The sequence below is a fragment of the Proteus sp. TJ1640 genome (assembly GCF_003144445.1).
GTDB classification, from domain to species: domain Bacteria; phylum Pseudomonadota; class Gammaproteobacteria; order Enterobacterales; family Enterobacteriaceae; genus Proteus; species Proteus penneri.
Genome location: NZ_PENY01000022.1, coordinates 165,801 through 190,804 on the forward strand (window position 1 = coordinate 165,801; position 25,004 = coordinate 190,804).

The window sequence follows — 25,004 nt, forward strand, 5'->3', positions numbered from 1 at the left end:
AAAAATCAAATTTTGTCATAAAGACACTAAATCAGTTGACAACAATAGTGTCGATAGGACACAATCAAATTATTGTCACAAAGACACTTAATAAGGAAATACTATGTTTAACTTAAATTATTTTAAAGCTGACTCATCAACATTCATCATTAAATCCGTTAATGGCAAAATCCGCCAACAAGGTAAAGGCTTAAGTTTTTGGTATAACTCAGCCACAACCTCTATTGCGGCATTACCTTTAAACGCTCAGGAAGCCCCTTTTATTTTTAACTTCCAAACCGCAGACTTTCAGGGTTTACGCATTCAAGGGCAAATTTCATTTCAGGTCAAAGCGCCTGAAAAAGCGGCAGAAGTGCTCAATTTTAACTTGAGTAAAAACGGCAAGTCTTATGCCTCTGAAGATCCACTCAAACTCAGTGATCGCGTTGTACGTATTGCACAAACCTTAATTCAAGCAAAGATCCAAAGTACCCCACTTAGAGAAGCGTTATTACTCAGCCAATCATTAGTCACCTTGGTAATGGAACAATTGATTGAACACTCGTCATTAGAAGCATTAGGTATTGCAATTTTAGATGTCTCTATTGCGGCAATCACACCATCACCAGAAACATTAAAAGCACTAGAAGCCGAAGCGAGAGAATCGTTACTGAAAGAAGCCGATGATGCCATTTATGCTCGCCGTAAATTCTCAGTAGAACAAGAACGCACCATTAAAGAAGCTGAGTTAGAAACCGATTTATCCGTTCAACGTAAACGTCAAGAAATTGAAGAAGCACGCTTAGAAAATGAACGTACATTATTACGAGAACAAGCCGAGATTGAAAAAGAGCGCCTTGAAGCGAAGGTTAATGCAGAAGCAAAACGCAAAGAACTGGTCGCGTTAAGTGCTGAAAATCAGCGAACACAATCAGAAGCCGATGCTTATGCTATTGAGGCGACTATGCGTGCTTATCGTGAATTACCCGTTGAAAACCTAAAAGCTATGGCGCTAGCAAAAATGGACTCACAACAGTTAATGGCCATGGCATTTGAAACCTTAGCGCTGAATTCAGGAAAAATTGGCGAACTAAATATCACCCCTGATTTATTTAGCCAATTCATGAAAAAAGGGGGTAAATAATGCAACGTAATAACGATTTTCGCTTCGTACTGGTGATGAGAAAAAGCCGTTTACAGGAATTAATCGAGCGTTTTAATACTTGGTCACAAGCCAAATTCTATCTAGAACACAACAATGTTGAGGTAAAGGATTACCTCAATGAACACAATTTATATCAAAAACAATTAACAGAAGCTGAACTGATTTTAAAATCATTAGGGCGTTTTCAACTTTTAGAAAGGGGTTTATTACCTAGCTATCAATTCTCCCCCCACGACATTGTGGTGGTGATCGGTCAAGATGGATTGGTTGCTAATACATTAAAATACCTTAATGGACAGCCCATTATTGCCATAAATCCTGATCCATCAAGATGGGATGGTAAATTATTACCCTTTGAAATAGGGCAATTAAAAGAGACAGTCATTAATACCATTAATCAAAAAATGCCATTTAAAACGGTCACATTCGCGCAAGCGACAACCAATGATGGTCAATCACTATTAGCAGTGAATGACTTATTTATTGGCCCTAAAAGTCACACCTCCGCACGGTATATTTTACAATGGAGTGGCGCTCAAGAAGCGCAATCTTCATCAGGCATTATTGTATCAACAGGGCTGGGATCAACAGGTTGGTTTCAATCTATTCTTGCTGGTGCGATGGCAATTACAGGAGAAACTTCGCACCCTCTGTTACAAGGTTTTAACTGGAGTGAACGAAAATTACAATTTAGTGTAAGAGAACCGTTTCCAAGCAGAACGACCGGAGTGGCACTCACTTTCGGCACAATTGAGCCAGATTCACCGTTGCAATTAGAATCTTTGATGCCAGAAAATGGCGTAATTTTCTCTGATGGTATAGAAGATGACTATTTACAATTTAATGCGGGTTGCATTGCCCACATCGGTATCGCTGACATACAAGGCCAATTAATTAGCCCAAAAGGATGTCAGCATATTTAGATGGATGATAAAGAAAAAAGTGAAGATCAAGACAAACATCCCTGTTAGCTTGATCTTCGATTACCGTTATTAACATCCGTTGTTTTAACGCTATATTATCTCGATGCCATCCTTGAGCAATCCAAACCAAACTAAACGCCAGTATTGCGATCCATGCATATAACGCTTGTTTGTTGAACATGACCTAACTCCTTAGTCATTCGAGACAAAACTGACTTTATCGACTTTTTATGATGAAAATATATTGCACTTTTTACTTGGTATCCTCTTTTTCTTTCCCTGAAAAAAATTGATTACCTCGTTTACGTAACCAGATTTCGACTAACTGATAACCCACAATACCGAGCGCTGAGCCAATCCCCATTACTGCGACAGAATCAATTCCAGGCCATAAAATAAGCAGTGCGCCAGCAACAACAGAAACCGCCGAGCCTAAAATAATTTTGCCGATAAACAATCTTAATGTCATTGTTTCATTCGCAACGAGCATCTTTCCTAATGCAATAAAAGCGCCCACTACCACTAACGATATCAATGTGCTGTCATATTCATCCATGAATACACCTCATCTCTGATCACACTTTTTTTAACCGTAAAAAGAACCTTCTTCTCCCAACATTCATCAGATAATCTGTAAAGCGTTACTTATCTCCATATGGTTTAACGTAAAATCATTATCGACAAAGTTTGTATTTCAGACTAGTAAGTTTGTTCGGTTATTGTCGGTTATCATGCCTTAACCGACAATAACCGAACTATTCACACCGAACAATACAAATAAACTTGTTTTAAGTACCTTTAAACAACCATAAAACAAATAGTTATATAAAAAAACAATAAATAGGCTGGTTATAATACAATTTTAAGCTAATATAGAAGGTATCCGATAGCCCTTAGTAAAGAGAAAAATAATATGCGTGTCTTAACTATCTTTTGTCCTGAATGTGGTGAAAAAGCGCTTATAAAGAAAAGTAATCGTAAACACAAAGAGTTATCCGATCTCTATTGCGCTTGTCGTGATCCTGAATGCGGACATACCTTTGTTTTAAACCTCACGTTTAGTCACACCCTTATGCCTAGCGCAAAAAACAAGAATACGTTGTTATTAGATGTCATTAAAAATCTTTCTCCAGAGCAACGAGATAAAGCATTGACGCTTTTGCAAGACATGTAACCATCATAAACAGATACTCTTTTTCATTTATTTTTATGATCTTGCTCCCATTCTGACAGGTTATTTGACTAACTTATTCTTATAGAAAGATAAATGATGTAGATTCATTTTTAAGCTAAATAAAAATAATTCTTATGTTTTAAATAAAACAAACACGCCTATTGATACTGTGTTTGCCAATCCTTTAATAAATAATTTGTCAGCCCCCAAACCAGAACCCCTATTTCTAGTTTGAAGACTAAACACAAATTTCAAATGGAGCATTTAAGATGAAAAAGCTGATTAATCGAGTTGATGATGTGTTATCTGAACAACTACAAGGCTTTGCAAAAGCCCATCCTGAAATCAAACTTCATCCCTCCTCTTTTTATGTCACGCGAAAAGATGCTCCAGTAAAAGATAAAGTTGCGCTATTGTCCGGCGGTGGTAGCGGGCATGAGCCTATGCATGCAGGTTTTGTTGGTAAAGGAATGCTTGATGGTGCATGTCCGGGTGAAATATTTACGTCACCAACACCAGATAAAATGTATGACTGCGCCAAAGAGATTGATAGCGGTGAAGGTGTTTTAATGATCGTGAAAAACTACACCGGTGATGTACTTAACTTTGAAACAGCAACAGAACTGCTTCATGACGACGGTGTAAAAATCGCAACTGTATTAGTTGATGATGATGTAGCGGTAAAAGATAGCTTATATACCGCAGGACGCCGTGGTGTTGCCAATACCGTTTTAATAGAAAAACTACTAGGCGCGGCAGCAGAAAGAGGCGACTCTCTAGATGAACTGGTTAAATTAGGTCACCACATTAATAACAATGGTTTTTCTATCGGTATCGCCTTAGAAGCCTGTACGGTTCCAGCCGCAGGAAAACCCTCTTTTACTTTACCTGAAAATGAAATGGAGTTTGGTGTCGGTATTCACGGTGAACCGGGTATTGACCGCCGTAAATTTACTTCTCTCAATGATACCGTTGATGCCATGTTTAATACCTTAATTGAAAATGGTCACTATCAACGAGTGATCCGCAATTGGGATCGTGAAAACGGCACTTGGATCGATGAAAAGCAGGAAAAACAGCCGTTAAAATCTGGCGATCGCGTCATTGTCTTAGTGAATAACCTTGGTGCCACACCACAATCTGAACTTTATGGTGTTTATAACCGTTTAACTCAATGCTGTGAAAAATTTGGCTTGACCATCGAACGTTCTTTAATTGGTTCTTATTGTACTTCGCTCGATATGACAGGGATCTCAATAACGTTATTAAAAGTTGATAATGAATTACTTACCTTATGGGATGCCCCTGTGAATACACCAGCGATGGTGAAATAAGTCTTTAATCACAAGAAAAGGAACAAAAAATGGCTTTAACACATGCTCAAATCATTCTTTGGTTACAACAATGCGCATCACTTTTTGAACAAAATAGTGATTATCTGACAGACTTAGATCGTGAAATTGGTGATGCTGACCACGGTTTAAATATGAACCGAGGCTTTAGAAAAGTACAAGAAAAACTACCTGAATTTGAAGGACAAGATATTGGTACAATCCTTAAAACCACAGGTATGACATTGCTCTCAAATATTGGCGGAGCAAGTGGTCCACTATTTGGCACCTTCTTTATTCGTGCCGCCAAACCCACGGCTGCATTGCAAAACTTAGAACTTAATCAACTTGTTGAAATGGTAACAGAAGGTGTAGAAGGCATTGTAAGCCGAGGAAAAGCAGAGCCAAATGACAAAACCATGTGTGATGTTTGGTGGCCGGTGGTTAAGTCATTAAAACACTCGAGTGAACAAAATCTTTCTATCAAAGAAGCCCTCAATCAAGCACAAGTTGTCGCTGAAAAAGCGGCTGAAAATACCATTCCGATGCAGGCTCGAAAAGGGCGAGCAAGCTACTTAGGTGAGCGCAGTATCGGACATAAAGATCCCGGCAGTGCTTCTGTGGTACTGATGATACAAGCCCTTGCAAATAGTATTAATGCATAACTGACCAAGCAACCCATAAAGGTCTACCATGATAAATATTGTTATTGTTTCTCATAGTAAACATCTCGCAGATGGAGTGGCAGAACTTGCCAGTCAGATGCTTAATCCAACTCATTGTCAACTTACGATTGCCGCAGGTGTCAACGATGACGAACATGCCATTGGTACTGATGCCGTTAAAATTATGACGGCGATAGAATCGCTTTCACCAGCACAATCTATTGTTGTGATGATGGATTTAGGTAGTGCAATACTAAGTGCAGAAACTGCGATTGAGTTACTTGATCCAGAGCTAGCTGAGAAAGTCACCCTCTGCTCAGCGCCTTTAGTTGAAGGAACGCTTGCTGCGGTTGTAGCCGCATCTTCAGGCGCATCACTAGAAAAAGTGATTGAAGAAGCTTCAAATTCTTTATATCCAAAGAAAATCCAACTTGGTGAAAATATCGTTCAATCTAAAAATGATATTAATGCCACTGTCAAAATTCACGGTAAAGAGGCAAGTTGGGTTGTTCGTAATCCCCATGGTCTACACGTCAGACCGGCTGCAACGTTAGTTGAGGTACTTTCTGCTTTTCAGGCTGATTATCAATTAGTTAAAGGGGATAGGCGTATTAATCCTCTCAGTTTAAATCAGCTTTCATTAATACAAATTCGCCAAGGTGATGAGATAACGCTAATTGCCTCTGGTGAACAAGAAGAGGAGGCGATTGCAGCTTTTCTTGAACTTGCCCAAAATGGCTTTGGAGAGGAGTTATCTTCTGATTCTAATACCCTAACATTAAAAGGCATTTTAGCCCCCGTCACCCAAATTAAAGCCCCTGCTTTTATTTGGCATGAAATAGAACTTTCACCTATCGAAAACTTATCTGAACCGATTGATATTGATGCTCAAATCGGCAAACTAAAATTTGCAATAAAAAGCACGCTAAAAGCACTAAAACAGAGTGCCAATAAAGCTAGTGAAAAATTAGGTGAGCATATCGGTGCCATTTTTAACGGCCATATCATGATGTTAGATGATGATGAATTAATCACAAGTGTGATTGATCGCATCAAAGAAAAGAAGATCAGTGCCCAGCAAAGTTGGTCAGATGAAATGCAAGAAAGAACACAGTTGTATTGTGCTCTCGCCGACCCTTATTTACGCGCACGTGAACTCGATCTTCGTGATCTGCGTAATCAAGTACTTTATCATTTACAAGATAAAACTCGCCCAAGCTTTACCCCTTCACAACCCGCTATCTTGGTCGCCAAAGAGATTTTTCCTTCCACATTAATTCAATTGGAATATAAAAAATTCGTAGGAATAGTGTTAGCCAAAGGCGATGTCCTTTCTCACAGTGCCATTATCGCGTCTGAAATGCATTTACCCATGTTAGTAAATTTGGGGCCTGAACTATTAAAAGTGACTGAATCTCAGATGCTAAAATTAGATACAAATAAGGGCGAGTTAAGTATTGAACCAATAATGACATAACCCTTTTTTCAATTCATCTACACAAAAAACCCGCACAATAGTGTGCGGGTAAGTCAACGAAAAACACTATTGGTAATAGGTCATTATTGGCTCTTATAATTATTAAAAACATGCTGGGTAAATCAAACTTTTGGCTTATAGCTATCTTTATCGAGATCATGTTTTTTCATTCGTAAATATAGCTTCTTACGTGGAATACCCAAATAATCCGCCACATCACTCACTCGACCCGCAAATAAATATAACGCATCCTCAATTAATCGACGCTCATATTCATCCACAAGATTATCCAAAGGGCCTTCTGGTGGGATAATGGCTCGATGTTGTTCACTATCAACCATTTTCACAATGCCTACCGCATAGAGTTCAGCCACATTTCGTAACTCACGAATATTTCCTGGCCAATCGTAACGCTTTAAAATATCGAGGTAATTACGATCAATCTTCGGTACTGCAATACCGAGTCGTTGCGCACTTTGTCTCAAAAATGCTCTAAATAGCGGAATAATATCAGGGCGTCTTGCACTTAACGGAGGCAATGAAAAAGTGATTTGTGAAAAATAGTAATAAAATTCAGGGATTAATCGCCCTTCGGTTACCAGTTGTTGTGTATTATTTTCTAAAATCGCAATCGTTCTAAAATGGCGTTTTCCTTGACGTTCCATATCTAATAGATAAGAGCTTAGCCAACGTTGCGCTTCTGATGATAAATCATAAGGAGAACGCAAAATTAATGTTCCGACTTTATCCGCTTCAATTTGAGCAATAACCTGTTTGATATCCGATAAACTTTGGCAATCAACTGTTTGGATAGTTTTATCGCTGTGCGGGCTTAACTCATGTAAGAGTTGAGCGAGAAGGTGACGTCCCGTTCCCATCTCTCCTTCTATCATTAAATCTTTATCAATATCGGCAATTTGTTGTACTTGTTCTCTGATCGCGGTGATTTGCGCACTATCTCCCACTAATCGCTCTTGTGTCGTGCTGATTATGGCATTTCTCAGAGAAAGAATGGATTGACGCTCTTTATAAGCCTTCGCCACTAACTCTAAGAAAGCAGGAGGATTAATTGGCTTTTCAATAAAATCATAAGCGCCTTTTTTTACCGCTTCTACTGCTAACGGTATATCGCCATGACCAGTGATCATGATAACGGGGATACGAGGGTCAATTTGTTTAATGCGCTCTAACACTTCCATACCATTCATTGCTGGCATATAGATATCAAGCACAACAGCGCCTTGCCATTCTGGTGTTAAAAAGCTTAATGCTTTTTCTGGTGAGTCAGTTACTCTGGCAATCATTCCCGCAAGATTAAGCAAATGACGATAAGATTCGAGAATATCTTCATCATCATCAATTAATAAAACGTCAATATCATGCATGTGTGATTGTGTCATCTGTAAACTCCAAAACAACCATGGCGCCACCCTTTAATGTAGAGGCCAAGTAAATTTCATAACCAAACCGTTGCATAATTGAACGGCAAATGGATAACCCTAACCCAAGCCCCACATCTTTTGTGGTTGTAAATGGGGTAAATAATTTGGGTAAAACCTCTGAATTGAATCCTTTTCCACTATCAGCGATCGCCACTAATTTTCTTTTGGGATCAACAGATAAAAGATCAATGGTGATCTGACTTTCACCAAGACCCGCAATAGCATCCATCGCATTAACAAACAAATTAACTAAGACTTGTTCAATTTGTGTCGGATCTGCACAAATAGTTAATTCATCAGGAATATTATTCTTAATAATGCATTGCTCTCGTTTAGAACGAGACTCTACCAACACCATCGCGCTATCTACCAGCTCTTTTAATGGTGCTGATACAAAGCTAATTTCAGATGAAGATTTACGTGAGAAATTACGCAATGCAGTAATGATTCGATTCATTCGTGCGCACAACTTTTCAATACGTTCGATTGAATCAGGTAATTGATCATATTTCCCCATCTGCATAGTCAGTTTTGCACTGTAAAGATAGGTGTTAATTGCAGAAAGCGGCTGATTAAGCTCATGTGCAAGGCTTGTCATCGCCTGACCCACAACCGCCATTTTAGCAGCCTGTACAAGCTCTTCTTGTGTCTGAATTAAATGTTTTTGTGCCTGTTCACGACGCAACATCTCTTCATTTAATTGCTGGTTTTTATCCTGTAAATCTTGTGTTTTTAATGCCACCAGCCGTTGAAGCTCTAATCGGCTTAACTCTTGGCGCGTAATATCTGTGATAGTTACAATATATTTGTGTTCATCTTTATGTGGATATTCTCGAATATTAAATTGTAAGAAATGAGGCTCACCCGCTTTTACCATTCGAATAATACATTCACTCAGCCCTAAGCGATAAAGCTGACTGGTTAAGTCAAATTGCGCTTTAAGCATTGTGCTCGCCTCACCGCTAAATAGTAACCAAAGCGGCTTATTGCTTTGCCCTTTTCCTGTTCCTAATAACGTTGCCGCACTTGGATTAACCGTTTCTATCCTGCCATCGTGATGACAGGTAATTAAACTCGCATCCGTGTTATTAATAAGATTTAACGCATTACTGGCTTCAACTTCTTTCATTTGACGCCAAAATCGACGAAGTCGCCGACTTAATAGACCAATTTCATCTTGTCCTTCAATCAGTACAGGCTCGGTTAAATTACCGTTAGCGACATGCGCTAAGTCATCACTTAATTTATTCAATCTTGCGATAAGTCTTCTATCGATTAAGATTTTCATCACAATAATACTCAGCAAAAGTGATGCAATAATGATGACAACAATAACGATTTTCCCCGTTGCCATCAGTTTACGAGTATTATCATTAAGCTTATTTAGCGCTTCACTGGTCGCCAAAACATTACCACTTACTGCATTATCAAATTGTGATAATTTTTCATTCAGTTCTGGGGTTAATGCTTTGAGCTTTTTTTCATTTTCTACATCATCAATCAATGTCTGGTAGATATCACCGTCATAACGCGTAATGGCAATAATCTCTTGTAATATCTGGCGGTGAGCAATAGTTGATGGATAGCTTTTTAGCTTTTGATTTAAGGCGATTATTTCATCAATCTTAACACTGATATAATGAAAAGCGACATCAATATCACGGCTATAGCGTTGATGAGCAATTTCTTCAACTAAACTAATTAACTCATTTTCCGTAGTAAATAATTCTTGTAATAATGTGGATTCAAGTAAAAGTTGTAGGCTGTTTTCCTGTACATTTTTCTCATTAATCATTTGGCTAACATGCCACTCAATTTCATTAAGTAGCGGTTTAATATCTTCACCAACAGCGTCATGCATCCATGCTAATTGACCTAATAATTGAGCAAGCCTATTTTCCAATTCTCGACGCTTATCCAGTAACACATCTTGCTGATCAATTAATGCCGACAGTTCGTCAACAAGTTGAGTATAAAAATCACGTTGCGGTGTTTGTTCAATAGGGAATTCACGTAAATTATCTAATAACTGATGAATTTCCTGCTGTTGTTGCTCTGAAACTGATTTTCTCTGTGTCTGTTCTCGCTCTTTTAATAGCATTTGTAAATTGGTGCTATAACGTTCCATATTATAGCTAGTGGTTAACATCGGTAGAGACTCCCCCACTGACGCATTAATCTGTGTCGCCAATTTTCCCCACATAAAAAAGATCACCACACCAATTAATAGGGTGAGTAAAGAACTAAAGATAAACGCCATATACAAACGTCTACCTAATTTACCAAATTGTTTAGGCACTAATAATTTCATCCGTAAGACCTTTCATAAAAACAGCGCTTCCTGCTGTATATCTGAACCACAAGGCGGTTAGGGTGATTTGTTTTCTCTTAATAAAGCGCGTGCTTGTTCAAGTTTTTCTGCTTCTAATGTACGCCATTGATAAAGAACGGCTAACGCTTGATCGGAATACTCTCGTTGATCTGCTGCTTTTGTAAAAAGTGCCTGCAAAGTTGGTGAATTAGCCTCATTTTCACTAATAAGCACCGAACTTGCTATATTGCGTGCTTTACTAATCGCATCAAGACGTTCTGACGTTTTATTTTCCTGTCTTTCAGCTTCATGGATATCACTCCAAACTTGGCGCATTAACGGAAAATTATGGGTGATCATTTGATCAAATAACGCATTAACGACTTCACGACGATGATACGCTTTATTACTATCTAGAATAAAATCTGTTGAATCAGCTAATTGAGAATTAGTACTTAATACATTTTCACTTAGCGGGATCTTTGCCATATCACTGTTATAAACAATCTCTTGTCCCTCTTCAGAAAGAAGAAAAGAAATAAAAACACCCGCTTCAACGTGCTTATCACTTTCAGCTAAAATAGCAACATAAGCGGGTAAAATTATTGATTTATCAAAATAGTCAAAATCAATAAAATCAAACCGTTTTTGATGATTGAAAGCATAATTATCAATTACAGGCCCAGCACCAACAATTCCTCGAGCAACAGCATCGCTGACCCTAGCACTTCGTGCTGATATTGATGCTAAATTACCATTCAGTTCCAATAATATTTTCCAGCCCTCTTCCCAACCGTTTTCCTGTAAAATATTTTCAACCATTAGCTGTGTCGTGCCCGAATTAGCGGGTGTTGTCATCGTCAAATGACCTTGATAAATAGGATCAGTGAGATCTCTCCAGCTTTTAGGCGATGGTAAATTATGTTTCTGTAAATATTGTGTATTACTAATAATCCCAATGCCGGAATAACCAAATGCTGTTACCTTATCGTTTATAATACTACTATGCTTCAATAACCACTCAGGGGTTTCATATTTAATAGGCAAACGAGAAAGCAAACCTTCCCTATCAAGATGATGATAAAAATTTGCAGAAGAAGACATTACAATATCAATAGACTGATAAGGATAATTTTTTATTAATCTTTCTGCGATTTCAACACGTCGATAAACAACTTGTGTTTTAATATCTGGATATTTATCAGCAAAAGCTAGCATTAATGGGCGCATTACTGTATCTGAATGTGTAGTCAAAATAACAAGCCGATCATCTTTTGCATTTGCGCCGAAAATAAAAAACAAACAAAAGAATGACAGAATAAGTTTCCCTTTCATTTTCCTCACCATAATAGTTTTCTTAGAATTGTGCTCAGGATCATAAATTTAAAATTTCATGATAATTATTTTATTTCGATTGTGAGTCAACTATGACCCAATCTTTTTGTAGATACGCTTATATTCTCTTCTTTTGATACTAATATAAATTACCTAGATTACAGTTTTAACCCATCGAATTAAGGTAATGAGTCAATCGTGACCCATTGTTAACGTTTTGCTGTTATTCCTTCCGACTCGTTAGTATCACTCCGACTAAAAACTTTCAGCTTTATCTATTTTTTTCGGAGCTATCTATATGTTTAATTTCTTTAAAACAAGAAAAGATCTCCCTCTATTAGAAGAATCTAATGAAAAGATCAGATCAATTTATAAAAAATACCAATGGCAGGTTTTTATAGGGCTTGTTTTTGGCTATGCCATGTTCTATGTAGTTCGTATGGCACTGGGGGTGGTAAAAAAACCCATGCTAGATGCGGGTATTGTAACAACAACTGAACTGGGCTTAATGGGTTCTGCGTTCTTCTTTACTTATGCATTTGGTAAGTTCTCTAACGGATTCTTATCTGATTATGCCAATATTGGACGCTTTATGTCCATCTCGTTAATTGCCTCCTCAATTACCTGTATTTTTATGGGGATGTCAACCGCGGGTCTATTCTTCGTCCTATTATGGGGTATTAACGGTTGGTTCCAATCTGTCGGTTCTGCTCCTTCTTGTGTCTCTATCTTCCAATGGTTCTCACCAAAACAGCGCGGTAGTGTTTATTCTATCTGGGGTGGCTCGCGTAATATCGGTGAAGCAATTACCTGGATCTTAACTGCTACTATTGTAAGCTTCTTTGGCTGGCGCGCAGGCTTTATCGGCGCAGGTATTGCTAGTTTAGCTGCTGGTATTATCTTATTAATGCTATTAAAAGATCGCCCTCGTACTTATGGTCTGCCAGATCCAGCAACTGCATTTGGTGAAGAAGCTGAATCTGCTAAAAGTAACGATCCAAAAGAAACACGCCGTGCACAATTATTCATATTAAAACAACCTACTGTATGGATCATCGCAGCAGCTTGTGCCGCAATGTATATCTCTCGCTATGCAATCAGTTCATGGGCAGTCCTTTATTTACAAGGTTCAAAAGGTTATTCACTGATTGACGCTGGTTTTGCGATGTCAACTTACCCAATCGCAGGATTCTTTGGTGCAATCTTAGCAGGTATCGTATCAGACAAACTGTTTAACGCTAACCGTCATATTCCAACACTGATTTATGGTATTGCCAATATCGCAGGTTTTGCTCTGATGTTCTGGGGACCACAAAGCCGTGTTATGGATGCGATTGCATTAAGTATGATTGGTTTTGCAATTGGTGGTCTGGTTGTGTTCTTAGCAGGCTTAACCGCTTGTGACCTGATGCCGAAAAATGCAGTAGGTGCAGTAAAAGGGTTTATTGGACTATTTGCTTACATTGCAGCCTCAGCACAAGAACTGATTTCTGCATCATTAATTAAAGTCACTGAAATTGATGGTGTCACTCACTATGACTTCAGCACAGTACAGTATTTCTGGATTGGTTCTGCCATCGTATCCCTGCTCCTCGCAATGATGGTCTGGAATGCGAAAAAAGTAACCATGTAATAATAAAGTTGTCATCAAGGGATACCTTTAGGTATCCCTATTTTAAAAAGAGAATGTCACTATGCGTAAGACAAAAATTGTTGCGACACTTGGGCCTGCTAGCTGCTCAGAAAACATGATTGAAAAACTAATTTTGGCGGGTGCTAATGTATTTCGTTTAAATTTTTCACATGGCACTAGAGAACAACATCAGGTAACAGCAGCAACTATCCGTCAGGTCGCAGAAAAACATCGTGTATTTATCGGAATATTAGCTGATCTCCAAGGGCCTAAAATTCGCATCTCTAATTTCCGAAACGATTCAGTTAATTTAAAACCAGGCGATACATTTACTCTAAATGCAGATCTTGATCCAACATTAGGCGATGAGCAACAAGTTGGGTTGGATTACCCACAACTTGTTCAGGAAGTCACACCAGGGAATATTCTGCTACTCGACGACGGTAATATCCAATTACAAGTCAGCGCAGTAAATAATAATCAAATTGAAACAAAAGTGACTGTAGGTGGAAAACTCTCTAACCGTAAAGGTATTAACTTACTCGGTGGCGGTTTATCAGCACCTGCGTTAACAGAAAAAGACAAACAAGACATACACACAGCCGCCGCGATTGGAGCTGATTATATTGCAGTGTCATTCCCACGTAATGGTGCTGATATTGAATATGCGCGCAGTTTAGTGATTGCGGCAGGAAGCCATGCCAAAATCGTTGCTAAAGTCGAGCGTGCTGAAGTGGTTTCTTGTGAAGCCAATATGGATGACATTATTAAAGCGTCAGACGTCATTATGGTGGCACGGGGCGATCTCGCTGTTGAAATCGGTGATGCCAGCTTACCGGGAGCACAAAAACAACTAATCGCACGTTGTCGTGCATTAGGCTGCCCTGTTATTACAGCAACTCAAATGATGGAATCAATGATTGAAAGCCCAATGCCAACCCGTGCCGAAGTCATGGATATTGCGAATGCTGTTGGTGATGGTACTGATGCCGTGATGCTATCAGCCGAAACGGCGGCAGGAAAATATCCAGTCGAGGCGGTTAGTGCAATGGCGCGTGTTGCTGAAGGAGCCGAACGCTCTTTTGCAGCTAATGCTGAAAACCCATGGCAATCACCGTCTTATTACTCACAAACAGGTCGTTGGATTGCTCTGGCAGCTGCGACAAGCGCCTTCCATGATGACAAGCATTTAAGTGTTGCAGCATTAACAGAAAATGGTAAATCAGTGACCTTATTGTCACGTTTTATGCCAAACAACAACGTATATGCATTAACAGATAATCCCACACTTGCGGGTCAATTAACGGTATTACGTGGTGTAACACCTGTGGCTTATCAACGTCAAAATAATAATGACTGTGATGAAAACATCATGCAAAAACTGCAAACAGAGGGATTATTAACAGACATGAATTCACTCTTGATCACCCGTTTATCAACCTTTGAAAAAACCGGTGAAAGCGACTGTTGTCATCTTGTTCCTGTAAAACAAGTTGAAGCAACAACGGCTTGAGTGTCTTCCATCAAGGGGCTTATGAGAGAGGCAACCTGAAGTAAATAATAAAAAAAAGAGCACACCAAAATCATTTTAGCCACAGGGAATGTGGCTATTTTTCGTCTAGATACTGCTATCAGCATGGCAAGGATAAGCATCTTGTAATGCTAGAATATAAATTAACTCCAACGGCGTTTCTTGTTGTTTGTTCTTCACTTCAGGATTTTTATCTAAATAAGCATCAATATGCTTAACCATAAAATCGCCATTTTGCTCTATTTTAGGCGGTGGGCAATAAAGAGGACGAAAATTATCGTTATCTTGATTCTCAATTTTTACAGCAACCGCATAAAAATTAAATCCATTTGCGATACCGTTTAGATAAGCTTGAGTCACCGATTTTAATTGTTTATTAGCAGGATGCTCGAGGGCTAATAATCGTTTTACCTCTAGATAACCGCTTAATGTCACTGCCTGTGAATACAGTGGGAATAACAATAGCATCCCTATGACCCCTTTTAATAACATTCCTTTTTTCATGCTGATTTTCTCTTTAATTCAATAGATATTGATTTCATTCTAGTTGTTTTACTGCATTAAGAATATGTGCAATGAATATATACATTGAAGATCTTTTAAAGGCTCCCATTGTGCAAATCAAACGCATCAAATTGTGATCACAAACCCATTTAGGATGGTTTCCAAACTAATTAGCCGTTTTTCACTTTACAAAGTAAATAAAACGGTGCATAACTATCAATCACAGACGATTTAATATAAAAAAAACATCTTTTAGTTTTGTTTCTAAACAAATGGAGTAGTAACGTGACACCGAACGTACCCAATACATTACGGCAAATGAATGCCTCGCTTGTATTAAATGTCATTCGTCATCAAGGTCCTTTGTCACGGGCTCAGATAGCCAAAATTAGTGGAATTACAAAAGCGACGGTGTCTGAAATTATTAACGATCTCCTTGAAGAAAAAATCGTTTATGAAAGCGGTGTTAGTTCGCCAGCAGGACAAGGTAGAAAAGGTATTTTAGTTAACTTCGATCCTCAACACAGTTTAGGTGTCAGCATTGATTTAGGCGGAACCAAAATCGCCTATGCTGTTTTTAACTTAGATGCCGAATTGTTGTATGAATATCAAGAGCCTACCTTTGATACTGACGATCGTGAGCACTTTATTACGCAATTTGCACAAAGTATTGAAAATGTGATCGAAAAAAGCGGCGTAGACCGTCAAAAGATCAATGTTATCGGTGTCGCCACACCAGGGATCATCGATATCAAAAATGGTGTTGTGCTAGAAGGTTCCCCTAACTTACCTCAATGGGATAATTTACCATTAGCACAACAGCTTACAGAAAAACTCAATGTACCCGTTGTACTCGAAAATGATATTCGTGCAGCACTTGTGGGTGAAATGTGGAAAGGCCACTGCCGTCATACGCACAGTTGTGCGCTAATTGGCATCGGCACAGGATTAGGCTCCGCCTTGCTAATGGATGGAAAAGTTATTCGTGGCGCAAACAATGCAGCCGGTGAAATCGGCTATATGATGTTTGCTCGTGACCATCTCTTTCGAAATTGGCGCAATAAAGGATGCTTTGAGAGTTTCTGTTCCGGTTCAGGTTTAAGTGAACGCATGGCGAGCTTACGAGGGGAAAATCTTAGTGCAATTGAGATTATTCAAGCCTCACAACAAGGCGATCCTCTGGCTCAATCCTTAGTTGAAGAAATGGCAGATTATCTTGCTATTGGCATTATGAACTTAGTCGCCATTGCAAATCTGGAAAAAGTGGTATTAACAGGCGGGATCACTCGCTCTGCTGATACCTTTTTACCGCGTGTTCAGGCAAATCTAGATAGACATTTATTTGCTAACACCAAAGTGAATATCGAGCTGTCTGAATTATGGGAAAAAGGCCCGCTTTATGGCATTGCCATTCTTGCCTTGGCTACGGTTTATCCATCAATTCAATTTATGCCCGAGATCCAATTGAGATAACCCTAATAAAAAAGCACCTAAACGAGATGGGAGCAACTCATGGCAGGAATACATCTTCACCCACATGATATTTTAGACGAAGGCATGCCCGCTATACTTCAACGCCTTGATGGCATGAAGCATGTCGAGCATTTATTTGTCGAAATTAATACCATTTTTGAACGTAACCCTTACCCTGTTGGTGATTTACCTCATAACCCTATCCATAATGTGGTTATGGGAACAGGTACACTACACATCAACACTCATACTGATTTCCCTCGTCTAAGCCAACGTGTTGATCCAACTATTTTAGCGGGTGCCGATCCGCTAATGACGATAAAAAAAGCCACTGATGGCGGAAAATATAAAGTCATTCCATGGGCAAATATTCTTAATGGCGATTTCACAGGGGATGTAGAAAACAATCAGGTTGTCGATTTTAAAGGCCGTCCACAGACACACTGGCTCTGCCCTAACGCCCCTGATGTCGCTCAATTGTGGCAAAAGACATTCACAGCATTAAAACAAAACTACGGTTATGACACCTTTTTAATTGATCGAATTCGTTTCCCTGATTGGGCAGGTAAAGAAGTTAATCCAGCTGGATTATTTACCTGTTTTTGCCCTCACTGTGAAAAGAAAATGGTACAGCAAGGTTTACCTGTTAATGAAATCAAACAGCGTCTGGCGGCTTTAGCTGACTCATTGAAACAAGCGGATTTCGAAACACCTGTTGCCGCATTAAAAGAAGATCCTTTGTTAAAAGCGTGGCAAGTATTTCGCCAACAAAGTGTGACTCAATTAGTTGAAAAATTACTGTCTGATGCCAAACAAACTGCGGGTGGTATTACGTTATGGCTTGATCTATGGCCACCAGCTTATAGTTGGATCTTAGGTCAAAATTATCATGAATTAACGCGTTACTCTTCAACACTCAAGCATTTCCCTTATCATAAATTAGGGGGAGGAGCAGATGTTCAAGGGTTAATTAATCATTTTGCCCATGATAGCGAAAGCCAAGAGCGTGCATTTACTGCGTTCAAACGCTTATTTGAATTACCTTATGACATTTCATACGAAACCTTTAAACAGCAAGGTTTTCCTATTCACTTTGTTGCAGAACAAAATAATAAAGTTCGCCAGCTTTCACAACCAAATACCTTTATTTATAGCGGTATTCAAATGTGGAATTTACCTGCCCCTCAATTAATTGAAGCCGTTATTGCAGCAGAAGAAAGTGCTTGTGATGACTTACTTTATTATTGCTATGGATGGGCTACTCAAGAATTATTTGATGCAATTGGCGAACACAATACACCTAACAATAACGCCTATAACAACACGATTAAAGAATAATACACCGCGGAAAATCAGGATAAAATTATGGCTAAACAACAAAAATGGAAAGTCTTTTTCCTTCTGTTTGTCACGATGTTTTTACTCGGTGGCATTCAAAATACAAAAGGGCTTATTCTTGAACAAGTACAACATGATATTTCATTAAATATGAGCCAAGTTGGCTCATTAATTACCTTTTTCCAAATCGGTTTTTTAATTGCCAGTTTATTAACAGGCTATTTTACCGATAAGAAAGGGTTAAAAGTCATGATGTTTATTGGCTCATTAATGATGGCGGTTGGTTTAACAGGAACCAGCCTTGCTTTTAATGTGATGCTATTTTTTGGCTTTTATCTGGTAATTGGTTTAGGTATTGGCTCGATGCTTGTCTCTATCGTGACCGTTATTCCGACTTTCTATAAAGAGAAAGCTGGCATGATGTTTAACGTCTCTAATGCAATGTTTGGCGTAGGGATGATTGTCACTCCGCTAATTTTACAATATCTATTTTCACACTCTATTTCATGGCGTACTTTTTATGTGGGTGTTGCCGTTATTGTTGCGGTCATTATTCTCGTATTGAGTACATTAAAAATAGAAAACAGCGCACAAGTTGATATGAAATTCAGTGACTTTTTAGAGTTACTGACACAAAAATCGCTATTATTAGTTATCTTATTTATTACGCTGTACGTTGCTGCTGAAGCCGCTTTCTTAAACTTCTTCCCTATTTTCTATACCTCTATGGATATTGGAAATATGAGTAGCGCACAAAAAGCAGAAACAGCCGCTTATGTGATTTCCAGTTTTGCTTTCTTATTTACTATTGGTCGTTTTATTGGTGGCTTTATTAACCTTGCATTGGGTGATCGCAAAACGCTTATTCTGTTCTCACTGTTTTCTCTAATCGCCATTATTGTAAGCCGTATCTTTGTGCAAGATGTTGTTTATCTGTTTATGGTATTTGGTTTTGCATTATCAGTGCTGTTTCCAACAGCCGCCGCCGTTGCCACAAAATTAACCAGCAAAAGTGGCTCGGTGATGGGGTTGATTTATGTTGCTTCTGGATTGGGTGGTGCGTTAGCAGGTTCATTAATCGGTCAGGTTTCAGAAAGCTATAATGTTTCTGTTGGCTTTAACCTGATTATTGTATTCGTCGCCCTCTTCTTTATTATTTCTCTATTTATTAGAGAACAAAAACAATAACAACAACCGTTATGCCTCTGAAATTTGCCCCTCCATATGAGGGGTTTTTTATTTCTATCGTGATAAATTAAGGTACATTTTCCTTTTGTTTTGTTGATTTTTTCGCCATCGCCCTAATAATAGTATTTATATTCACTGTTAAAATAGGAGAATATGATGGCAAGTGGATGGGCTAATGATAGTGCTGTTCAAGAGCAAATAGATGCCACCATTGATGATGCAATTGCCAGAGCTCGTAACCAAATGGCGCAAGGTGAAAGTGCAGAGTTTTGTGATGAATGCGGTGAGCCAATCTCTCTGGCTCGGCAAAAAGCCGTTCCTGGTGTACGTTATTGTTTAAACTGCCAAGAGGCATTTGATAAAAAAAATAATGCCTTTAGTGGGTATAATCGCCGTGGTAGTAAAGATAGCCAACTCAGATAATCTGCAATTATTATCATATAAAATAAAAACTGTACTTTAATATGGATTTCCTCGATTAAAGTACAGTTTGTTTTATTTAATCAGACAATAATTTAGTTAGATTTTCGCAACCTTTTTTGAGCTCATATTTTGACTCATTTCGGTTAAAATCTTCATAAAATTATCAATATGAGCACGTTCAGTATTTGGATTCATAAATACCGCTTTTTCACCTGGAAGATAAACATAACGGTTATTTTTCGCATATTTCGAGCAAGCAATAGAATCTACCCAGTTAGTAAATAATCCTTCTTTACCACGTTGTAAGAAAAGTTTTCTATGCCACTGCGTATTATGAACCATAAAGTCATATGCTTCTTTATCTATAGAGCACGTTAACTCTAAATCAAAAGCAACATTAGGATCTTTGACTAAATTTGGATCATACAGTTTAAAACCTACACTTGGGCCCTGGTTTTGCGGTACGATCACTTTCGCATTCCCCATCTCTAACAACTGATGGCGCATGTAGTTGGCGTTTTGCAAACAGTGAGCAATAATGGTTTGGTAACCTTCAATCCCCATATAGTGCATTGCAGAATAAGCACCAAAGATACCCACACCACTACGTGTACATTCAATAGTAGATTGTAAGTGAGTCTGCCCTTCTAATTCATGTTCAAAATAGGTGAAGTTTTCTGGATCGTTTTCCAGTGCCACGAAGTCATTGCCATTTTTCACCAATACTAAACTTGAGGTATAAGGCACATAGCCCCATTTATGGAAGTCGATGGTAATGGAATCGGCATATTTCAGATGTTTAAATTTCTCAACGTTCTGACGTAAGCCTTCTAAGGTGACATCATTAATTGCCAGCGGATTACTGCTAAAATCATATTCTAAGAAGAAGATAATCGGCCAACCAACAGCTGCATCAACGTGAACATGGGGCTTAACAGGGATCTCGAATTCTTCACATAAGCGATCACGTAATTCACAAACCCCTTTCACATCATCCACACCAAAGGTGTCTGTTGTTCCTGTGGTTAACATGATAGTGGGTACTTTGCATTTAACAGTAAAGCACGCTCTTAATTCACGCTCTAAGTGTTCTAAATTGATGGTGTTATCTTCAGACACTTTAATACGGATAGTTTTGTTATCAACATCAACACCTAATAAGGCCAGGTTAGTCATATTTGAATAGTGACCACCTTGGGAGTTAATGATGCGATAATCTTGATCTGCTGCCATGCCTAAATGTTTAGAATTAGGCATAGACTTGCGTAATCCAAAGAGATAACCATATAAGTTACACATGGTGCCACCTTGAGTGAACACACCTGAGGCAACTTCAGGATCGTAACCAACCAATTTAGCGACTTTTTTTATCGTCACTTTCTCTAACGCATCAGCAACACCAGAATATTCGCAATACACCATGTTAGGGTTGCCCATTAACCCTAAGATTGAACCATAAACCCCCGGATCACTTGGCATTGCAATCACGTTTTCAACAGCTAATGGATTTTCCCAGTTTTTACACAGTGTTGAAACTAACATCAGTAGTTCATTAGGATCATTTTCTGGGTAATTAATGTTTTGTTGGATTTGCGTATCCGTCATTAGACGTTCAAATAGTTGTTGCCCATTTGAGTAACGTTGTAATTGGTCATTATCGTTAGAAGTTGTTTTTCTAAACTGTGTGATCGATTGGATTGTTTTATCCTGAAATATCGGCCAATACTTCGGATCTCGGCTAAAAAAGTGAGCAATAACGTCGTGGTATTTCTTCTCAAATTCCGCATTCAGAATGTTAGCAGAAGATAGACCTAATAAATCTTGATTTTTCACTATATTCTCCAAATAGAAACCGAAAATAACTTAATTGAACAGTATAGCAATACTATACATTTCCTAATTAATTTAGTTAGTGCTTCATGTGATCGCATAGGCTCTACTCATAACCACACAAAACAAAATATTTTATTTAATATCAATAAGATACAAATATTCGGAAAGCTAAATTTACAGATATTATTATTTCATATATATGCTTATGTGACTGACATCACAATGAAAATTAGGCCATAAACAAAAACAACCCCCGTAATACTATTAACTATTTGAAATATAATCAAAATACAATAATAACCAGCTAACCATATGATATCATTGGAGTCTCAATTTAATTAATTATATTAATCTGTTATTTCCGCAATTAGTACAGCTAAAATTACATTAAGTTTAGTTACTACCAATGAAATCAAACGAAATCACTATAATATTTTCCATAATCAGATAATTAATTACAATTTTAACTATTATTAGGTACAAAGTATGGGTTAAGGCTAAAATAGAAGGTAGTCACTAATGAAAATATAAAAAAGAAAATAATCATAGGGAATAATTCTGCAAATAACGAAAATACTAGTTGAAAACAAAAGACAGTCACCCTGCTAAATAATCAGAATATTTACTCTACATATTTTGCTTCTTTTGCCGATACTTAAAGTAATAAAGTAGGTAATTAACGGAGAAGACAATATGAAAGCACGTATCGCGATTGCTGCTGTATTCGTATTATTATCCGCAAGTGTCTATGCTGAAGAATTTACCTGCCAACTTGAAAATGGTAAGTATGTCAGCGTGTTCGTTGAACATGGAAAGCCGCCTGTTTATCGCTATGGCACACTTGCAAAAACAGAGATCACACTACCTGTTCCTCAGCAACCCAATAATAATGTCTTTTATGGGCATCAAATGTTTGTTGCTGGCGCATCGGCTTATATTCGATTTAAGAATGGAAATTACAGCTACGTTGTTTATGACGGTGAAGGTAGAGGATGGAACTTTAACGGTATAATTGTTTATAAAGACAATAACATTATCAGTAAAAAAGAGTGCAAACAGCCATTAACACCCAGCTTAGATAATTTAAAAGATTATTCAATTAAAATGGACCCTTATTTAGAAACCTATATTTATGCTCCTTAATTTCTAATTTAATTAAACATATATACATAAAAAAACCCAATTCTTAAATTGGGTTTTTAGTATCTTTAAGCAACGAGATGTATTGATTAGTCTTCTAATAACAGAACAGATTCTAATGCAATTTCAATCATTTCGTTAAAGGTAGTTTGACGCTCTTCTGCTGTAGTTTGTGTACCTTTTTTGATGTGGTCAGATACGGTACAGATGGTCAATGCTTTTGCGCCGTATTCAGCTGCAACACCGTAGATACCTGCAGCTTCCATTTCAACACCTAAGATGCCGTATTTTTCCATTACATCAAACATTTCTGGATCTGGAGAGTAGAACAGATCAGCAGAGAAGATATTACCAACGCGAACTTTAATGTCTTTCGCTTTTGCTGCATCAACAGCATTCTGAACTAATTGATAATCAGCAATAGCGGCAAAATCTTGGCCTTTGAAACGCAGGCGGTTAACTTTAGAGTCTGTACATGCGCCCATACCAATAACAACATCACGCAGTTCAACATCTGGTAATACTGCACCACATGAACCCACACGGATGATAACTTTCACGCCGAAATCTGTAATTAATTCTTTTGCGTAAATTGAGCAGGAAGGAATACCCATACCATGGCCCATAACAGAAACTTTACGGCCTTTATACGTACCTGTAAAACCTAACATACCACGAACATTGTTTACTTGACGGACGTCTTGTAAAAAAGTTTCAGCGATGTATTTAGCACGAAGCGGGTCGCCCGGCATTAAAACGACATCAGCAAAATCGCCCATTTCTGCGTTAATATGAGGGGTAGCCATAATTCTTCCTTTTAATTGATCTTTTTACTATTCAAATATCATTCGGTAGGCATATTACTATACCTACCGAAGTTAAATTAAAACATTGCCTTACCATAGTCGACCGGAGATAAACCGAAGTATTTCACAACAGTTTGGCCGATATCAGCGAAAGTTTCACGGTGCCCCAATGAACCCGGTTTAACTTTTGGACCATAAACAAGAACAGGAATGTGTTCACGAGTATGATCAGAACCAGGCCAAGTTGGGTCGCAACCATGGTCTGCTGTTAAGATAAGAATGTCATCTTCTTTAACCAGTTCCATTAATTCTGGTAAACGACGGTCGAATAACTCAAGTGCTTCACCATAACCCACAACATCACGACGGTGGCCGTAAGAGGAGTCAAAATCAACAAAGTTGGTGAATACAATTGTGTTATCGCCCGCAAGTTTCATTTCTTCAAGTGTTGCATCAAACAGTGCATCAATACCTGTTGCTTTCACTTTTTTAGTGATACCTACGTTTGCGTAGATATCAGCAATTTTACCAATAGAAACAACATGGCCTTGTTTTTCATCAACCAGTTTTTTCAACATCGTTGGTGCTGGTGGCTCTACAGCTAAATCATGACGATTACCTGTACGGGCGAAGTTACCCGGCTTGTCACCGATAAATGGACGCGCAATAACACGACCAATGTTGTAATCACCTTTGTTTAGTTCATCACGAGCAATTTCACACAGCTCATATAATTTATCTAAACCGTAAGTTTCTTCATGACATGCGATTTGGAATACAGAGTCGGCTGAGGTATAGAAAATCGGCTTACCGGTTTTCATATGCTCTTCACCCAGTTCATCCAAAATCACTGTACCAGATGCGTGACAGTTACCTAAGTATCCTGGTAATTTTGCACGTTTAACGATGTTTTCTAGCAGTTCTTGTGGGAATGAGTTTTTCAGCTCTTTGAAGTATCCCCAATCAAACAGAACAGGCACACCCGCAATTTCCCAGTGGCCTGACGGAGTATCTTTACCAGAAGAGATTTCACTCGCGTAACCATAAGCACCGATAATATCTGCATTTTTATCTAAACCGACAGGGAATTTGCCTGTTGATTCTTCCGCAGCTTTACCTAGACCTAAGCGGCAAAGATTAGGTAAATGGAGAGGACCTTTACGACCGTCTCTATCTGCTTTACCGTCAGCAAACGCTTGTGCGATATGCCCTAAAGTGTCTGAACCTTGGTCACCGAATTTCTCCGCATCACCGGCAGCACCGATACCGAAGGAATCTAATACCATGATATGTACACGTTTCATAATTCTCTCTCCTGTGTCATTCTCCGTAG

The 25,004-nt window shown here is 38.4% G+C and carries 22 protein-coding genes; 13 read left to right on the forward strand and 9 right to left on the reverse strand.

All coding sequences use genetic code 11. From position 1 onward, the window contains the following. The first annotated feature begins 103 nt into the window (after positions 1 to 103). On the forward strand, positions 104 to 1,123 hold the full coding sequence (locus DK861_RS10150; RefSeq protein ID WP_109400006.1) for an SPFH domain-containing protein: 1,020 nt from the start codon (positions 104 to 106) through the stop codon (positions 1,121 to 1,123). Continuing rightward, positions 1,123 to 2,067: a hypothetical protein gene (locus DK861_RS10155; RefSeq protein WP_006536072.1), complete on the forward strand. Its 945-nt coding sequence runs from the start codon at positions 1,123 to 1,125 to the stop codon at positions 2,065 to 2,067. Before DK861_RS10150 ends, DK861_RS10155 begins: the two co-directional genes overlap by 1 nt. Here DK861_RS10155 and DK861_RS10160 read toward each other — a convergent pair. Together DK861_RS10160 and DK861_RS10165 are read right to left on the reverse strand one after the other, a co-directional pair. Further along, entirely contained in the window at positions 2,039 to 2,248 is a 210-nt protein-coding gene (locus DK861_RS10160) for a hypothetical protein (RefSeq protein ID WP_109400007.1), read from the reverse strand. The two genes, DK861_RS10155 and DK861_RS10160, sit on opposite strands and share 29 nt — an antisense overlap. 72 nt (positions 2,249 to 2,320) lie before the next feature. Further along, positions 2,321 to 2,623 (reverse strand): phage holin family protein, encoded by a 303-nt coding sequence (locus tag DK861_RS10165; RefSeq protein WP_072064343.1) that lies wholly within the window; start codon positions 2,621 to 2,623, stop codon positions 2,321 to 2,323. Positions 2,624 to 2,980: 357 nt separating this feature from the next. On the opposite strand from DK861_RS10165, the gene DK861_RS10170 reads away from it, so the two are divergent. The 4 genes from DK861_RS10170 (at position 2,981) to dhaM (ending at position 6,714) form a co-directional block, all read left to right on the forward strand. Next, positions 2,981 to 3,241: an ogr/Delta-like zinc finger family protein gene (locus tag DK861_RS10170; RefSeq protein ID WP_006536077.1), complete on the forward strand. Its 261-nt coding sequence runs from the start codon at positions 2,981 to 2,983 to the stop codon at positions 3,239 to 3,241. Positions 3,242 to 3,510: 269 nt separating this feature from the next. Then, complete coding sequence (dhaK, locus tag DK861_RS10175; protein WP_109400008.1) at positions 3,511 to 4,575, forward strand: dihydroxyacetone kinase subunit DhaK; 1,065 nt, start codon at positions 3,511 to 3,513, stop codon at positions 4,573 to 4,575. Between the two features lie 29 nt (positions 4,576 to 4,604). Next, positions 4,605 to 5,237: a dihydroxyacetone kinase subunit DhaL gene (dhaL, locus tag DK861_RS10180; RefSeq protein WP_109400009.1), complete on the forward strand. Its 633-nt coding sequence runs from the start codon at positions 4,605 to 4,607 to the stop codon at positions 5,235 to 5,237. Positions 5,238 to 5,265: 28 nt separating this feature from the next. Beyond that, positions 5,266 to 6,714, forward strand: coding sequence for a dihydroxyacetone kinase phosphoryl donor subunit DhaM (gene dhaM / locus DK861_RS10185; RefSeq protein ID WP_109400010.1), 1,449 nt, complete (start codon positions 5,266 to 5,268; stop codon positions 6,712 to 6,714). Between the two features lie 122 nt (positions 6,715 to 6,836). Here the strand turns inward: dhaM and DK861_RS10190 are convergent, their stop codons facing one another. Genes DK861_RS10190 through DK861_RS10200 form a run of 3 tightly spaced genes read right to left on the reverse strand, consistent with a single transcriptional unit; the run spans position 6,837 to position 11,802 of the window. Then, complete coding sequence (locus DK861_RS10190) at positions 6,837 to 8,114, reverse strand: sigma-54 dependent transcriptional regulator (protein WP_109400011.1); 1,278 nt, start codon at positions 8,112 to 8,114, stop codon at positions 6,837 to 6,839. Continuing rightward, positions 8,092 to 10,467, reverse strand: a complete 2,376-nt coding sequence (locus DK861_RS10195; protein WP_109400012.1) for an ATP-binding protein — start codon at positions 10,465 to 10,467, stop codon at positions 8,092 to 8,094. Before DK861_RS10195 ends, DK861_RS10190 begins: the two co-directional genes overlap by 23 nt. Positions 10,468 to 10,524: 57 nt before the next feature. Next, positions 10,525 to 11,802 (reverse strand): extracellular solute-binding protein, encoded by a 1,278-nt coding sequence (locus tag DK861_RS10200; RefSeq protein ID WP_109400013.1) that lies wholly within the window; start codon positions 11,800 to 11,802, stop codon positions 10,525 to 10,527. 298 nt (positions 11,803 to 12,100) lie between these two features. Here DK861_RS10200 and DK861_RS10205 point away from each other — a divergent pair, with 298 nt between their 5' ends. Together DK861_RS10205 and pyk are read left to right on the forward strand one after the other, a co-directional pair. Further along, complete coding sequence (locus DK861_RS10205; RefSeq protein ID WP_109400014.1) at positions 12,101 to 13,435, forward strand: MFS transporter; 1,335 nt, start codon at positions 12,101 to 12,103, stop codon at positions 13,433 to 13,435. A gap of 61 nt (positions 13,436 to 13,496) precedes the next feature. Further along, complete coding sequence (gene pyk / locus DK861_RS10210; RefSeq protein WP_109400015.1) at positions 13,497 to 14,948, forward strand: pyruvate kinase; 1,452 nt, start codon at positions 13,497 to 13,499, stop codon at positions 14,946 to 14,948. Positions 14,949 to 15,053: 105 nt separating this feature from the next. Here the strand turns inward: pyk and DK861_RS10215 are convergent, their stop codons facing one another. Then, positions 15,054 to 15,470 (reverse strand): Rap1a/Tai family immunity protein, encoded by a 417-nt coding sequence (locus DK861_RS10215; RefSeq protein WP_109400016.1) that lies wholly within the window; start codon positions 15,468 to 15,470, stop codon positions 15,054 to 15,056. Positions 15,471 to 15,755: 285 nt separating this feature from the next. On the opposite strand from DK861_RS10215, the gene DK861_RS10220 reads away from it, so the two are divergent. From DK861_RS10220 to DK861_RS10235, 4 genes are all read left to right on the forward strand, one after another. Beyond that, positions 15,756 to 16,943 (forward strand): ROK family transcriptional regulator, encoded by a 1,188-nt coding sequence (locus tag DK861_RS10220; protein ID WP_232240013.1) that lies wholly within the window; start codon positions 15,756 to 15,758, stop codon positions 16,941 to 16,943. Positions 16,944 to 16,982: 39 nt separating this feature from the next. After that, entirely contained in the window at positions 16,983 to 18,281 is a 1,299-nt protein-coding gene (locus DK861_RS10225) for a hypothetical protein (protein WP_109400017.1), read from the forward strand. A 27-nt stretch (positions 18,282 to 18,308) separates the two neighbouring features. Beyond that, positions 18,309 to 19,469 carry an MFS transporter gene (locus DK861_RS10230; RefSeq protein ID WP_072064354.1) on the forward strand — a complete coding sequence of 387 codons (1,161 nt, stop codon included), beginning with the start codon at positions 18,309 to 18,311 and terminating at the stop codon, positions 19,467 to 19,469. Between the two features lie 156 nt (positions 19,470 to 19,625). Next, complete coding sequence (locus DK861_RS10235) at positions 19,626 to 19,892, forward strand: DksA/TraR family C4-type zinc finger protein (protein ID WP_109400018.1); 267 nt, start codon at positions 19,626 to 19,628, stop codon at positions 19,890 to 19,892. A gap of 96 nt (positions 19,893 to 19,988) precedes the next feature. Here the strand turns inward: DK861_RS10235 and DK861_RS10240 are convergent, their stop codons facing one another. Next, positions 19,989 to 21,725, reverse strand: a complete 1,737-nt coding sequence (locus tag DK861_RS10240; RefSeq protein WP_072064356.1) for a pyridoxal-dependent decarboxylase — start codon at positions 21,723 to 21,725, stop codon at positions 19,989 to 19,991. Positions 21,726 to 22,418: 693 nt separating this feature from the next. Between DK861_RS10240 and DK861_RS10245 the strand changes: the two genes are divergently transcribed. Then, a complete protein-coding gene (locus DK861_RS10245; RefSeq protein ID WP_109400019.1) occupies positions 22,419 to 22,868 on the forward strand; it encodes a hypothetical protein in 450 nt (149 codons plus the stop codon). A gap of 86 nt (positions 22,869 to 22,954) precedes the next feature. Here the strand turns inward: DK861_RS10245 and deoD are convergent, their stop codons facing one another. Together deoD and deoB are read right to left on the reverse strand one after the other, a co-directional pair. Continuing rightward, entirely contained in the window at positions 22,955 to 23,671 is a 717-nt protein-coding gene (deoD, locus tag DK861_RS10250) for a purine-nucleoside phosphorylase (RefSeq protein WP_006536106.1), read from the reverse strand. Between the two features lie 77 nt (positions 23,672 to 23,748). Next, positions 23,749 to 24,975: a phosphopentomutase gene (deoB, locus tag DK861_RS10255; protein ID WP_072064358.1), complete on the reverse strand. Its 1,227-nt coding sequence runs from the start codon at positions 24,973 to 24,975 to the stop codon at positions 23,749 to 23,751. Positions 24,976 to 25,004: the final 29 nt, after the last annotated feature.

What these genes read in the sequence shown, in the direction of transcription:
- DK861_RS10150 (WP_109400006.1), top strand. Translation starts at nt 104, where the DNA reads ATGTTTAACTTAAATTATTTTAAAGCTGACTCATCAACATTCATCATT.
- DK861_RS10155 (WP_006536072.1), top strand. Translation starts at nt 1,123, where the DNA reads ATGCAACGTAATAACGATTTTCGCTTCGTACTGGTGATGAGAAAAAGC.
- DK861_RS10160 (WP_109400007.1), bottom strand. Translation starts at nt 2,248, where the DNA reads ATGTTCAACAAACAAGCGTTATATGCATGGATCGCAATACTGGCGTTT.
- DK861_RS10165 (WP_072064343.1), bottom strand. Translation starts at nt 2,623, where the DNA reads ATGGATGAATATGACAGCACATTGATATCGTTAGTGGTAGTGGGCGCT.
- DK861_RS10170 (WP_006536077.1), top strand. Translation starts at nt 2,981, where the DNA reads ATGCGTGTCTTAACTATCTTTTGTCCTGAATGTGGTGAAAAAGCGCTT.
- dhaK (WP_109400008.1), top strand. Translation starts at nt 3,511, where the DNA reads ATGAAAAAGCTGATTAATCGAGTTGATGATGTGTTATCTGAACAACTA.
- dhaL (WP_109400009.1), top strand. Translation starts at nt 4,605, where the DNA reads ATGGCTTTAACACATGCTCAAATCATTCTTTGGTTACAACAATGCGCA.
- dhaM (WP_109400010.1), top strand. Translation starts at nt 5,266, where the DNA reads ATGATAAATATTGTTATTGTTTCTCATAGTAAACATCTCGCAGATGGA.
- DK861_RS10190 (WP_109400011.1), bottom strand. Translation starts at nt 8,114, where the DNA reads ATGACACAATCACACATGCATGATATTGACGTTTTATTAATTGATGAT.
- DK861_RS10195 (WP_109400012.1), bottom strand. Translation starts at nt 10,467, where the DNA reads ATGAAATTATTAGTGCCTAAACAATTTGGTAAATTAGGTAGACGTTTG.
- DK861_RS10200 (WP_109400013.1), bottom strand. Translation starts at nt 11,802, where the DNA reads ATGAAAGGGAAACTTATTCTGTCATTCTTTTGTTTGTTTTTTATTTTC.
- DK861_RS10205 (WP_109400014.1), top strand. Translation starts at nt 12,101, where the DNA reads ATGTTTAATTTCTTTAAAACAAGAAAAGATCTCCCTCTATTAGAAGAA.
- pyk (WP_109400015.1), top strand. Translation starts at nt 13,497, where the DNA reads ATGCGTAAGACAAAAATTGTTGCGACACTTGGGCCTGCTAGCTGCTCA.
- DK861_RS10215 (WP_109400016.1), bottom strand. Translation starts at nt 15,470, where the DNA reads ATGAAAAAAGGAATGTTATTAAAAGGGGTCATAGGGATGCTATTGTTA.
- DK861_RS10225 (WP_109400017.1), top strand. Translation starts at nt 16,983, where the DNA reads ATGGCAGGAATACATCTTCACCCACATGATATTTTAGACGAAGGCATG.
- DK861_RS10230 (WP_072064354.1), top strand. Translation starts at nt 18,309, where the DNA reads ATGGCTAAACAACAAAAATGGAAAGTCTTTTTCCTTCTGTTTGTCACG.
- DK861_RS10235 (WP_109400018.1), top strand. Translation starts at nt 19,626, where the DNA reads ATGGCAAGTGGATGGGCTAATGATAGTGCTGTTCAAGAGCAAATAGAT.
- DK861_RS10245 (WP_109400019.1), top strand. Translation starts at nt 22,419, where the DNA reads ATGAAAGCACGTATCGCGATTGCTGCTGTATTCGTATTATTATCCGCA.
- deoD (WP_006536106.1), bottom strand. Translation starts at nt 23,671, where the DNA reads ATGGCTACCCCTCATATTAACGCAGAAATGGGCGATTTTGCTGATGTC.
- deoB (WP_072064358.1), bottom strand. Translation starts at nt 24,975, where the DNA reads ATGAAACGTGTACATATCATGGTATTAGATTCCTTCGGTATCGGTGCT.